The organism is Streptomonospora wellingtoniae (genome assembly GCF_031845375.1).
GTDB lineage: Bacteria > Actinomycetota > Actinomycetes > Streptosporangiales > Streptosporangiaceae > Streptomonospora > Streptomonospora wellingtoniae.
In genome coordinates this window covers 113,834-126,687 of record NZ_JAVREK010000001.1, presented here as the reverse complement: position 1 = coordinate 126,687, position 12,854 = coordinate 113,834, and the positions used below count along the sequence as shown (strand labels likewise).

Below are 12,854 nucleotides of genomic sequence, written 5' to 3'. Positions count from 1 at the left end.
GCATGGGGCACGCACGCCCCGCGCTCCGCGCGCAACTCGTACTACCCAAGTGCGCGACCGCGGAACGCCACCGGACACGGCACTGAGTGCTTCACCCAGGGGCGCAGGTGTCGGGTCTTGGCTGCATCCATATCTAGCTGCACATTCATCTCGAAAGGACTCCCAATGCAAAAATGGGTTCGCACCACCGCCAAAGCCGCCGTGCTCACAGGCGGGTTCGTAGCCCTGGGCGCCGGCGTCTCCTTCTCCGACACCCACCCCACCACCTCCGGGAGCAACTCCGCGCTGGGCGGAAACCAAGTGATCGCCGATTTGGACGTCCCGGCCAACGTGTCGGGCAACGCGGTCGGCGCCGTCGGCGGCGTCGCCGGCGCGTCCTCTCACGACGCGGGGGCGGTCGTCGTCGACGGAGACGGCGAAGACACCACGACTTCGGGCAACGGTTCGGTGATCGGCGGCAACCAGGCCGTGTTGGACGGCGACGTGCCGGTGAACGCGTCGGGCAACGCGGTCGGCGCGGTGCTGGGCACCGCGGGCGCGGCGTCCCACGGCGACGGTGCCGCGGTCGTGGAGGGCGCCGTCCCTCCCTCCGACGAGACGGGTTCCGAGGTCGAAGGCACGCCGCCCGAGACAGCCGAGAGCTCTGATGCCGCCGACGCGGCGCCCGAGCAGCAGCCGCTGCGCAACGAGCTGCCCGACCCGTCGGGCTTGATGAACGCCGTTCCGGGGTCGCAGGCGGTTGAGGCTCAGACCCCTGAGGTGCCCGGGACCCCCGATTCCGTGCCTTCTGAGCTGAGCGGCCTGTCCGAGGCGACGGACCGGGTCACGCAGACCGATTCCGTGCGTCAGTTCTCGTCCCAGGGAGCCACCGACATGGGCCTCTAGGCCGGATCGCGGACCTTCTCGGCCCAGGCCGGGTGGCGACGGTCCGGAAAGCAGGGGATGGAACGGCTGCGCCGCCGGTGCGGTGCCCTACAGCCTGCGCCGATGTTGTGGCGGGGACCGGGGGACGCGACGGCCGCGGCGGCGGCCCTCTCGGGCTCGTGAGAGGGCCGCCGCCGTATGCGAGCGGGCCGGGTAGCCGTTCGACGGCGGGATCGGGATCGCCGTGGCGGGCCGGGAGCCGAGCGCATCCGCGTGATCCTCCGTTGGCGAAGCACTCCTTTTTTCTCGGAGCGTGACATCCCTCAGCCACTGGGTAAACCGAACTTCATATTCGTAGGCGCAGCCAGTCCAAGCCGCGGCGCCTGCGGTTGGGACTCGGCGGAGTCGGAACCGAGTGACTCGGCGGGTCGGCGGGCGGGCCGGATCCGGCCACCGCCTTCGCGGTTGCCAGGACGCAGCGGCGAGTGTGGTTTAAATCACATCGGGCGTAGCTGTCGAAGGATCTTCCGACGCAGTGTCACGCGGCGACTTCCGTCGGGAAACAGGCGTACCCGGGCAAGTTCCCACTTCCCGTACTCCGCCTGTTCGGTCAGCGCCTGACGGGTGGCGCTGCGCGAGGTGCCGCGTGGAAAGCGGATCTCGCGGTATTCGTACTCAAGCATCCTTCTTATTCTGCGACCGCTGACGGTGTTCGTGCCATACCGTTCGTACACGTGAACCACCGGTCCCCACCGGCCAACGGGCCCGCTCGCGACGGCGCCGACCGGTACACGCCGTCTCGGGGGAGCGAATCCCGTCGCCGTCGGTTACCGTCAGTGGCTGGGAATTCCGATGGCTGGCGGACCCGTTGACCGGTCGCACAGACAGCGCAAGGCGAGATGTAGGGGAACAGCGTGCCACCCAAGAAGGGCAGCGCCGGCGAGAACGGCTCCGAGGACACCGGACAGCAGGACCGAAACCGGCTTGTCATCGTCGAGTCGCCCGCCAAGGCGAAGACCATCGCCGGCTATCTGGGCCGGGGATACGTCGTGGAGTCCAGCATCGGCCACATCCGCGACCTGCCCACCAAGGCCGCCGAGATCCCGGCCCGCTACAAGAGCGAGCCGTGGGCGCGCCTCGGGGTGAACGTCGACCACGACTTCGAGCCCCTCTATGTGGTCAACCCGGAGAAGAAGCCGCACGTCAAGCGGCTCAAGGAGCTGCTGGCCGAGGCCGACGAGCTCTACCTCGCCACAGATGAGGACCGCGAGGGCGAGGCCATCGCCTGGCACCTGCGCGAGGAGCTCAAGCCCAAGGTGCCCGTTCGCCGCATGGTGTTCAACGAGATCACCAAGGACGCCATCCGCCACGCCGCCGAGAACACACGCGACCTGAACCTGCGGCTGGTCGACGCCCAGGAGACCCGTCGCGTCCTCGACCGCCTCTACGGCTACGAGGTCTCGCCGGTGCTGTGGAAGAAGGTGATGGTCCCCAAGCTCTCGGCGGGTCGGGTCCAGTCGGTGGCCACGCGCCTGGTCGTCGAGCGCGAACGGGAGCGCATTAGCTTCGTCTCCGCCGACTATTGGGGCCTGAAGGCCGTCTTCGACACCGTGGGCGGCGGCGCGGGCGACGACCCCGCCACCTTCACCGCCGCGCTCGCGAGCGTCGACGGAGCCCGGGTGGCGGTTGGCCGGGACTTCACCTCGGCCGGCGAGCTGCGCTCGGGATCGGGCGTGCTGCACCTGGACGAGGAGGCGGCGCGCGGTCTGGTCCAGCGGCTGTCCGGCAGCGACTTCGCGGTCAGCTCGGTGGAGCGCAAGCCCTACAAGCGCTCGCCCTACGCGCCCTTCCGCACCACCACGCTGCAGCAGGAGGCCTCGCGCAAGCTGAGCCTGTCCTCCAAGCAGACCATGCAGGTGGCGCAGCGGCTGTACGAGAACGGCTTCATCACCTACATGCGCACCGACAGCACCACGCTGTCGGAGAGCGCGATCGCCGCGGCACGCGATCAGGCCACCCGGCTCTACGGCGCCGACTACGTGCCCGCCAAGCCCCGCGTGTACTCCAGCAAGGTCAAGAACGCCCAGGAGGCCCACGAGGCCATCCGCCCGGCCGGCGACAGCTTCCGCACGCCCGCCGAGACCGGCCTGAGCGGCGCCGAGTTCCGGCTCTACGAGCTGATCTGGAAGCGCACCGTCGCCTCGCAGATGAAGGACGCGGTGGGCGAGTCGGTGACTGTGAAGGTCGTCGGCACCTCCACCGCCGGCGAGTCGGCCGAGTTCACCGCCACCGGCAAGGTCATCACCTTCCACGGCTTCCTCAAGGCCTACGTCGAGGGCTCCGACGACCCCGAGGCCGAGCTCGACGACCGCGAGCGCCGCCTGCCGCCGCTGGAAGAGGCCGACCCGCTCAAGGCCGAGGACCTCGCGGCCGAGGGCCACAGCACCCGTCCTCCGGCGCGCTACACCGAGGCCAGCCTGGTCAAGGAGCTCGAGGAGCGCGAGATCGGTCGGCCCTCGACCTACGCGTCGATCATCGGCACCATCCTGGACCGCGGCTACGTGTTCCGGAAGGGCTCGGCGCTGGTGCCCTCCTTCCTGGCGTTCGCGGTGGTCCAGCTGCTGGAGCGGCACTTCGGCAACCTGGTCGACTACGACTTCACCGCGCGCATGGAGGACATGCTCGACGGCATCGCCCGCGGCGAGGCCGAGAGCGTGCCGTGGCTGCGCCGGTTCTACTACGGCGCCGAGGAGGAGGCCGGGCTCAAGGAACTCGTCGGCGACCAGCTCAGCGAGATCGACCCCAAGGAGGTCAGCTCCTTCCCGCTGCAGGGCACCGACATCATGATCCGGGTGGGCCGCTACGGCCCCTACATGGAGCGCGAGAGCGACGGCCAGCGGGTGAACGTGCCCGAGGACCTGGCGCCCGACGAGCTCACGCTGGAGAAGGCCGAGGAGCTGTTCGCCCAGCCCAGCGGCGACCGCGAGCTGGGCGTCGACCCCGAGACCGGGCGGCGCATCGTCGCGCGCAACGGCAGGTTCGGCCCCTACGTCACCGAGGTGCTGGAGGACCAGGAGGCCCAGCCGGCCTCGGGCGGCGCCAAGTCGGCCAAGTCCAAATCCAAGAACGCGCCCAAGCCCCGCACCGCGTCGCTGCTGAAGTCGATGTCGCTGGACACCATCGGGCTGGACGACGCGCTGAAGCTGCTCTCCCTGCCGCGCGTGGTGGGTGAGATCGACGGCGAGCAGGTCACCGCGCAGAACGGCCGGTTCGGCCCCTACCTGCGCAAAGGGACCGACAGCCGCTCGCTGGAGACCGAGGAGCAGATCTTCACGGTCACCGTGGAGAAGGCGAAGGAGCTGTTCGCCCAACCCAAGCAGCGCGGCCGCCGCGCCGCCGCTTCGGCCCCGCTGCGCGAGCTGGGCAACGACCCCGAGACCGGCAAGCCGATGGTCGTCAAGGACGGCCGCTTCGGCCCCTACGTGACCGACGGCGAGACCAACGCCTCACTGCGCAAGGGCGACGAGGTGGACGCGGTCACCGACGCGCGCGCTGGTGAGCTTCTCGCGGAACGGCGCGCGAAGGCCCCGGCCAAGAAGTCCTCGTCGGGCAAGTCGACCGCCGCCAAGTCCGGCTCGGCCAAGTCCTCGGCCGATGCGACGGGAACGAAGAAGGGTGCGACGAAGAAGGCCGCGACGAAGAAGAGCACCGCGGGGAGCGGAGCGCGGTCGGGCGCCAAGGACGGTACTCCCAAGGGCGGCACGTCGCAGTCCTGACCCGTACCGGGGGCGCCCCGCGCATGGGCCGCCGGGGCGCCCCCGGAACGACCGCCGACAGGCCGGCCGCTACCCGCGCTGCACCGGCCGCCCGCGTCGCAAAGCGGAGGAGCCGCAGTCCGGTACCTGCGGAGGCTTGGCGGGCGTCCGTGCGGTGTGACGGAGAATTCACGCCCGCTGTCGCCGCCGCAGGCCTCCAGGTCGGCGCCCGCCCCCGCCGCGGCAGCGGAGCCGGAGCAGCCCGTCCGCGCCGGTGCGGGGGTGGCGCCCCGGTTCGCCCGGCGCTACAGTGCCGCGAACGCTCCTTGAACGCCGCGCGGCGCGAGGCGCGGGGCGCCGGATCCCGCTGTTGCCGAGCGAGCTATCGCCCTTCTCACGTTTCGCACTAGGCTGGCGACTGCGCCCGCAGCACGGCCGGTCCTTGTTTGCCGTCCCGGACCGATCGGGGCCCAAAGCCCACCTTCCCAGCACCAGAACAGTCGATACCTTCATCGCTATGAGCAGATCTGCCCCCCTAGGAGCACCGGGCGAGACGCGCGGCGTCCTGTCCAGCAGCAAGCCGTTGCGCCGCCTGTGGGCCGCGCTGTCGCTGTCGAGCCTCGGCGACTGGTTCGGCCTGCTCGTCCTCCTTTCCCTGGCCGCCGCACTGACCGCCGACTCCGACCCCCTGATCCGCGCCTACGCCGTCGCCGGCGCGGCCGCGGTCAAGCTCGCGCCTCCGCTGCTGCTGAGCCCGCTGGCCGGCCTGCTGGCCGACCGGTTCGACCGGCGGATGACGATGGCCGCCGCCGATGCCGCCCGCGCGCTCCTCTATCTGTCCATCCCGCTCGCGGGCCGCCTTGACTGGCTGCTCATCGCCGGCTTCCTCGCCGAGCTCGCGGCCCTGGCCTGGACTCCGGCCAAGGACGCCGCGCTCGCCGAGGCGGTGCCCAAGCGCAAGCTGGACCGCGCGACCCGGCTCGGCGTGCTCACGTTCTACGGGGCCGCTCCCGTGGCCGGCGTGCTGTTCGCGGCGCTGGCGTCCATGAGCTGGCTGCTCGGCGCGCTGCTGCCCGGTGGCGGCGGGCGTACCGACGGCGCCTTCTTCGTGCCGCAGGCCGACGCGGCCCTGTACACGGCCGGGGTCGCGTTCCTCGCGGCCGCACTGGCGGCGTGGGTGATGCCCAAGCCGCGCAGGAGGCTGGTGGAGGCCTCGCCGACCCCGGCGCCCGCGGGTACTGGAACGGACCGGGCCCGGCCCTCGGCGGCTCCGGCCGGTCCTGCCGCGCCGCCGAACGCGGCCGACAACGAGCCCACGTCGCCGATCGCCGCCGGCCGGTCGGCCGACGACGAGGCCACCGCGCAAATGCAGACCACCGAGAGCGCCGCCGAGAACGAGCGCACGACCCCGATCGCCACGGGTACCCGGTCGGCGGACAACGAGGCCACCGCCGAGATGCCGCCCGTGCCGCAGCCAGCGGAGGCCCCCGCCGCCGATCCGTCGGCGAGCGGCGGTGCCGCCGACCGCCCCGCCGCGGCCCCGCCCGCGGCCGAGCCGCGGTACCGGCCGGAGAACCTGCTGCGGACCGTGTGGCAGGGCGGCCGGTTCGCCGGCACCACCCCGTTCGTCCGGGGCCTGCTGGCCGGCATGGTCAGCGTGTTCCCCGCCGTGGCCGCCGTGGTCGGCGTCGCCCGGCTGCACGTGACGACCCTGGGAGCCGGCAACGCCGGGTTCGGGGTGCTCTTCGCCGCCGTCTTCGCGGGAATGGGCCTGGGCGTGGTCGCCGGCCCGCGCATCCTGCACCACCTCAGCCGCCCGCGGCTGTTCTCGGTGAGCATGGTGGTCGCCGCCCTGGCCCTGCTGGCCGCCGGCCTGATCCCGAATATGGTCATGGCCGCGGTGCTGGTCGCGTTGGTCGGCGGTGCCGCGGGGATCACCTGGGCGACGGGCGTGACCCTGCTGCACCAGGAGCTGGAAGACGACATCCGCACCCGCACGCTGGGCTATCTCGACGCCGTGGCCCGCACCGAGCTGCTCGTCGCGGTGGTCGCGGCTCCGCTGATCGCCGCGGTCGTCGGCGACTACACCGTGGGCTTCGGCGACCTCGACTACGAGTTCCTGGGGACCGGCGCGGTTCTGCTGATCACGGGCGTGCTGGTGGTGTCGGCCTCGCTGGTCGTCTACCGCAGGGTCGACACCGGCGGCGAGGCCCCGCTCACCAAGGAGCTGTTCGCCGCGCTGCGCGGGGTGCCGCTCCCCAGCGCCGAGGCGGCGCCGGAGGAGAGCCGCCTGCCCGGCACCTTCATCGTCCTGGAGGGCGGCGAGGGCGCCGGCAAGTCCACCCAGGCCGGCCGGCTGTCGGTGTGGCTGCGCGAAGAGGGGTTCGAGGTGGTGACCACCCGCGAGCCCGGTTCCACGAAGCTGGGGATGCGGCTGCGTGCCCTGCTGCTGGACCGCGAGCACACCGGGATGTCGGCGCGCGCCGAGGCGCTGCTGTACGCGGCCGACCGCGCCGAGCACGTGTCGTCGGTGATCCTGCCCGCACTGCGCCGGGGTGCGATCGTCATCAGCGACCGCTACGTCGACTCCACGCTGGCCTACCAGGGCGCCGGCCGCGAGCTCGCCCGTGACGAGATCGAGCGCGTCAACGAGTGGGCGACCGAGGACCTGGCGCCGCATCTGACCGTTCTCCTGGACATCCCGCCGGACCAGGGGCTGGCCCGGCTGGGCGGCAGCACCGACCGCATGGAGGCCGAGTCGGAGGAGTTCCACGCGCGGGTGCGGCAGGGCTTCCGCGAGCTCGCCGAGCGCGACCCCTCCCGGTACCTGGTCGTCGACGGGCGGGAGTCCGCCGAGGAGATCGGCCGCGAGATCCGGCGCCGCCTCCGCCCGCTGCTGCCCGACCCGGTGCCCCAGGACGCCGAGGCGATCACCGGGATGATGCCCACGATCAAGGAGTAGGGCCGCCGCCCGGTGCCTCGGGTCGGCCGGGGACCGGGTCCGAGTACACGGCCGCCGGAGTCCGCCGCGACTCCGGCGGCCGTTTCCGTGTCCGGGCGGCTCCCGCAGGCGGCGGCCGAACGCCGGCGGTATGTCGGCCGGGCGGTCTATCCTGGGTGCCGACCCTGAGGCGGTGCCGCACCGTCCGGGCCCAGTCGGCGATCGAGCGGCAGTGGGGCGCAGCGGTGAGCGAACGAGTGGAAGCCGGCCGATCCGGGGTCTTCGGCGACCTCGTGGGCCAGGACGCCGCGGTCGAGCGGCTGCGGGCGGCCGTCGGCGGCGCCGGCGACCTGCTCGCCGGAGGGCCGGGCGAGGGCATGACCCACGCGTGGCTGTTCACCGGGCCGCCGGGATCCGGCCGCGCCGAGTCCGCTCGCGCCTTCGCCGCGGCGCTGCAGTGCCCCCGCGGCGGCTGCGGCGACTGCGGATCCTGTCACCAGGTACTCGCCGGCACCCACGCCGACGTGCTCTACGTGCGCCCGAGCGGGCTGAGTTTCGGCGTCGAGCGCACCCGCGAGCTGGTGCTCCAGGCGGCGTCGCGGCCCACCGGCGGAAGGTTCCGCATCGTGCTGTTCGAGGACGCCGACCGCGCCACCGAGGCCGCCTCGAACGCGCTGCTCAAGGCAGTCGAGGAGCCCTCGCCGCGCACGGTGTGGCTGCTGTGCACCCCCACCGCCGAGGACATGCTGGTCACCATCCGCTCCCGCTGCCGCGAGGTGACCCTTCGGACGCCGCCGACCGGCGCCGTGGCCGACCTGCTGGTCCGGCGCGACGGCGTCGATCCGGCCCGGGCCGCCGACGCCGCCCGGGCGGCGTCGGGCGACGTCGAGCGCGCGCGTCAGCTGGCGACCGACCCCGAGGCCCGGGAGCGCCGCTCGGAGGTGCTGGGCATACCGGTGCGACTGGACGGCACCGGCGCGTGCGTGACCGCCGCGGCGCGGCTCTACGAGCTCGCGGAGGCCGAGGCCAAGGCCACCACCGAGCACCTGGACGAGCGCGAGCGCAACGACCTCAAGGCCGCCTTCGGCGAGGGCTCCACGGGCAAGGGCGTGGCCAAGGCCGTGCGGGGCGCAGCGGGCGCCCTGAAGGACCTGGAGGAGCGGCAGAAGCGCCGCGCGACCCGCATCAAGCGCGATACCTACGACGTCGCGCTCATGGACCTTGTGGCGTTCTACCGCGACGTGCTGGCCTTCCAGTTGGGCGCCGCGGTCGAGCTGTCCACGGCCGGGCACGAGGGCGACGTGCAGCGCCTCGCGCGCTCCTCGGCGCCGGAGTCCACCCTGCGGCGCATCGACGCCATCATGCTCTGCCGTGAGCGCATCGCCGCCAACGTGCACCCGCAGATCGCCATGGAGGCGATGACGGCGGCCCTCTACCAGGGCTGAGGCCCTCGGTCCGAGCCCGCCGATCTAGGGTGGCGCCATGGACACCACGTCGGCCGCGGGCGCCTCCCTCTCGGCGCCGTTCCCCAGCGCCTCCCGCCGGCCGTTCATCCGGCCCGCGGCGCGGATCGCGGCGGCGGTGCTGTCTCTGGCGGTCGCCGTGAGCGGCTGCACCGGGTCGGCCGGCGACGAGCATCCGGGCGCCGCCGACGTTCCCGGCGGAGCGCCGGGCCGGTTCTACGGCCAGACGATCGACTGGCGCGACTGCGGCGACGGCGGCGCCCGGTGCGGCACCTTCGAGGTCCCCCTGGACTACGCGGAGCCCGGCGGCGAACGGCTGGACATCGCGGTCCGGCGGATCCCGGCCACCGGCCCCGCCCCGATCGGTTCGCTGGTGGTCAACCCCGGCGGCCCCGGCGGTTCCGGGGTCGAGTACGCCGACTCTGCCGCCCGTACCGTCGGCGAGACGGTCCGCGAGCGCTTCGACATCGTGGGCTTCGACCCGCGCGGCGTGGACCGCAGCTCCCCGATCGCCTGCCTGGACCGGTCGGAGATGGACGACTTCATCGCCGTCGACTTCACCGGCCCCGGCGGCGGGTCCGACCCCGCCGACGTCGGTGAGGCCGGGCTGGGGGAGCTCGCCCGACTCAACCGCGGATTCGTCGAGGGCTGCCGCGAGGACTCCGGGGGCCTGATGATGCACATGGGCACCGACGAGGTGGCGCGCGACGTGGATGTGCTGCGCTCGGCGCTGGACGACGACAGGCTCACGTTCCTCGGCAAGTCCTACGGCACCTACGTCGGAGCGCACTACGCCGACCGGTTCCCCGACCGCGTGCGGGCACTGGTCCTCGACGGCGCGCTGCACCCCTCGGCCGGCATCGTCGAACTGGGGATGCGCCAGGCCGAGGGCGCGGAGGTCGCCCTGCGGTCCTTCGTCAAGGCCTGCCTGGAGGTGGAGGACTGCCCGCTGGGCGGGCCCGGCGACGGCGTCGCGTCCGCGACCGAGCGGCTGGCCGGCCTGCTCGAACGGGCCGGCCGCGAGCCGCTGCGCAGTGACCTGGACGACGGGCGCACGGCCGGCCGCTCGTGGCTGGAGCTGGGAATCCACTCGGCGCTGTACAGCGAGAGCTCCTGGCCGCAGCTGAGCACGGCCCTGAGCGAGGCCTTCGACGGCGACGGCACCCGGTTGCTGCGGATGGCCGGCGACCTCTACAACCGCGGCGACACCGCCGAGTACACCAACTACACGTCCGCGCTGGTCGCGGTGAACTGCTCGGACCGGCAGAGCCCCCGCGACATCGGCGCCTTCGACGAGGCCGCGGAGCGCGCCGACAAGACCGCCCCGCTGTTCGGTGCGCCGCTCACCTGGGGCGGACTGACCTGCGCCTACTGGCCAGAGGAGGCGGTGGCCGAGCCCGAGCCGCTGGACGCCCCCGGTGCGCCGCCGATCCTGGTCGTGGGCACGACCCGCGACTCGGCGACCCCCTACGAATGGGCGCGCCAGATGGCCGGCGAGTTGGAGTCGGGCGTGCTGCTCACACGCGAAGGCGACGGCCACACCGCTTACGGCCGCGGCAGCGACTGCGTCGACTCGGCCGTCGACACCTACCTGCTGCGCGGCGAGCCGCCCGAGAAGGGCACCGTGTGCTCGTGAGCCTCCTGCGGCCCGGCCCTCCGCCACGGCGTCCGGGGCGAGGCGTCCCCGGGCGCGGGGGCCGCGACGGGGATTTCGCGTACCGACGCGTCCGCGCAAGGCGCTACACTGGTGACCGCTCCGCGCAGGCGGGGCGGTGCCGCCTTAGCTCAGTCGGCAGAGCGATTCACTCGTAATGAATAGGTCGTCGGTTCGATTCCGACAGGCGGCTCCGGATCGAAAGGCCCGGGCGCGACCCCACCGGTCGCCCCGGGCCTTTCGCTGTGCACGCCCCCGCTGACGCCCAAGCGGGACGGGTGCGGCGCTCGGGGTGCGCGGAGGGGCCGTCGGTCGCGATCCGTGCAAGTGCCGTCGCATTGGGTAGTTGACAGGTATGAGCATGGTGCTGATGGTGCTGGCGATGCTGGGCGCGTTGGCCGTGCTCGGCCTGGGCAGCTGGGTGTCGGCGCACGTGCGGCGCGGGCGCCGGGACATCGAGCCGGGCGCCGACGCGCATGGGGCCGCCGCCCCGGACGAGGCGCCCGTCGGCGGCTACACCCTGCTGGAAGGCTCCGAAGAGGACGCCGGGAGGGAGCTCGCCGGCGACGCGCTCGCGCGCGTACGGGGACTGCTCGCCGAGGGCCGCGACAACGAGGCGGTCGGCGCGGTCCGCGACGCCACCGGCTGCAGTGCCCTTCGGGCCGAGGAGATCGTGGCCGGAATCCGCCGCCCCGGGCAGTAGCGGCGGCGCTGCGCGCGGCGGCGCTTCAGGTACTCGGCAGCGCGCGTCCGGGCACCCGGCAGCGCCCGCCCGCCTGCCGGCCCGGCGGCGGCTACGGGTTCGGCAGGATCTCGCCGAGGTCGCCGAAGGCGTCCAGGTAGCCGTCCAGCAGGGTGCGGGCGGTGCCCACCGAGTCGACCAGGGGATGGGTGGCGAAGGCCCGCAGCGCCGTCGCGCGCGAACCAGTGCGCACGGCCTCCATGATGTCGCGCTCCACCGACTTGACCGCGAGGACCAGGGCCAGCTGGTGCCCTGACAGGGGTGCCGAGGCGAGCGGCTGCGCGCCGCCGCCGTCGACCAGGCAGGGCACCTCGACCACCGCGTCGCGGTCCAGCCCGTTGAGGGCTCCGCGGTTGCGCACGTCCACGATCAGCCGGGTCGGCTCGTCGCGGGCCAGGGCCCGCATCACCGACAGCGCCACCTCCTCGTAGCCCCCGCCGTCCAGGTCCTGTTCGGCGCGTTCGACGCCCCCCGCCGCGCGGCGGTTGTCGGCCATGTAGCCGCGCTCGCGGGCCAGTCGCGCCCGGTCCCACAGCTCGAACGCCTCGCCCGGCCGCGCCGCCGCCTCGCGGTAGAAGCCGCGGTGCTGCTCGACCAGTTCCTCTCCGCGGGTCGGGCCCCGCCGGGCGGACTCGGCGGCGGCCGCGGCGGCCTCGCGGGCCATGTAGTAGTAGTGCAGGTACTCGTTGGGCAGAGCTCCCAGGCTGCGCAGCCAGTCGGCGCCGAACAGGCCGCCCTCCTCGAAGGACTCCAGTGCCGCGGTGTCGGCCAGGAGGTCGGGCAGCCGGTCGCGGCCGCCGCTCCACAGCCCGCGCAGCCACCCCAAGTGGTTCAGCCCGGCGTAGTCGGCGCGCACCGCCGCCGGGTCCAGGCCCAGTGCGCGGGCGGCCCGGCGGGCCAGGCCGGCGGGGGAGTCGCAGATCCCGATCACGCGGTCGCCGAGCTGGGCGGACATCGCCTCGGTGACCAGCCCCGCCGGGTTGGTGAAGTTCACGACCCAGGCTCCGGGCGCGTGCTCGGCGACCGCGCGGGCGACGCGCCGGGCGACGGGAACTGTGCGCAGACCGTAGCTGATGCCGCCGGCGCCGACGGTCTCCTGGCCGATGACCCCGGCCGACAGCGCTACGCGCTCGTCGGCGGCCCTCCCCGGCATCGCGCCGACGCGGATCGCCGAGAACACCATTCCCGCGCCCGCCAGTGCCTCGGGCAGGCTGCCGGCGGTGCGCACGGCCAGCCGCGGCTCGCCGTGCTCGGCGGTGTGGGCGTCGCGCTGCCGCTCCAGCACGGCGCTGATGCCGCGCAACCGGTCCTCGTCGGTGTCGAAGAGGACCACCTCGGAGATCACGGCGTCGCCGCGCCGGGACTCGGCGAGCAGGGCCCGGTGCACGAGCGGCACGCGGAACCCGCCGCCGCCGAGAATGGCCAGTCGCACGTG

General features: G+C 73.4%; 8 protein-coding genes and 1 tRNA gene. 7 read left to right on the top strand and 2 right to left on the bottom strand.

The window, feature by feature from the left end:
* Nucleotides 1-165: 165 nt before the first annotated feature.
* Nucleotides 166-885: a DUF320 domain-containing protein gene (locus RM446_RS00540; protein ID WP_311543014.1), complete on the top strand. Its 720-nt coding sequence runs from the start codon at nucleotides 166-168 to the stop codon at nucleotides 883-885.
* Between the two features lie 476 nt (nucleotides 886-1,361).
* On the opposite strand, the gene RM446_RS00535 is transcribed toward RM446_RS00540, so the two are convergent.
* Complete coding sequence (locus RM446_RS00535; RefSeq protein ID WP_311543013.1) at nucleotides 1,362-1,547, bottom strand: DUF5703 family protein; 186 nt, start codon at nucleotides 1,545-1,547, stop codon at nucleotides 1,362-1,364.
* Nucleotides 1,548-1,778: 231 nt separating this feature from the next.
* On the opposite strand from RM446_RS00535, the gene topA reads away from it, so the two are divergent.
* From topA to RM446_RS00505, 6 genes are all read left to right on the top strand, one after another.
* Nucleotides 1,779-4,640, top strand: a complete 2,862-nt coding sequence (topA, locus tag RM446_RS00530) for a type I DNA topoisomerase (RefSeq protein ID WP_311543012.1) — start codon at nucleotides 1,779-1,781, stop codon at nucleotides 4,638-4,640.
* Between the two features lie 496 nt (nucleotides 4,641-5,136).
* A complete protein-coding gene (gene tmk / locus RM446_RS00525; protein ID WP_311543011.1) occupies nucleotides 5,137-7,581 on the top strand; it encodes a dTMP kinase in 2,445 nt (814 codons plus the stop codon).
* Nucleotides 7,582-7,805: 224 nt separating this feature from the next.
* Nucleotides 7,806-9,005 carry a DNA polymerase III subunit delta' gene (locus tag RM446_RS00520; protein WP_311543010.1) on the top strand — a complete coding sequence of 400 codons (1,200 nt, stop codon included), beginning with the start codon at nucleotides 7,806-7,808 and terminating at the stop codon, nucleotides 9,003-9,005.
* Nucleotides 9,006-9,042: 37 nt separating this feature from the next.
* A complete protein-coding gene (locus RM446_RS00515) occupies nucleotides 9,043-10,659 on the top strand; it encodes an alpha/beta hydrolase (protein WP_311543009.1) in 1,617 nt (538 codons plus the stop codon).
* A gap of 138 nt (nucleotides 10,660-10,797) precedes the next feature.
* Nucleotides 10,798-10,870, top strand: a tRNA-Thr gene (locus RM446_RS00510).
* Between the two features lie 162 nt (nucleotides 10,871-11,032).
* A complete protein-coding gene (locus RM446_RS00505; protein ID WP_311543008.1) occupies nucleotides 11,033-11,380 on the top strand; it encodes a hypothetical protein in 348 nt (115 codons plus the stop codon).
* A gap of 91 nt (nucleotides 11,381-11,471) precedes the next feature.
* Here the strand turns inward: RM446_RS00505 and RM446_RS00500 are convergent, their stop codons facing one another.
* On the bottom strand, nucleotides 11,472-12,851 hold the full coding sequence (locus tag RM446_RS00500) for a family 4 glycosyl hydrolase (protein ID WP_311543007.1): 1,380 nt from the start codon (nucleotides 12,849-12,851) through the stop codon (nucleotides 11,472-11,474).
* Between the last annotated feature and the right edge of the window lie 3 nt (nucleotides 12,852-12,854).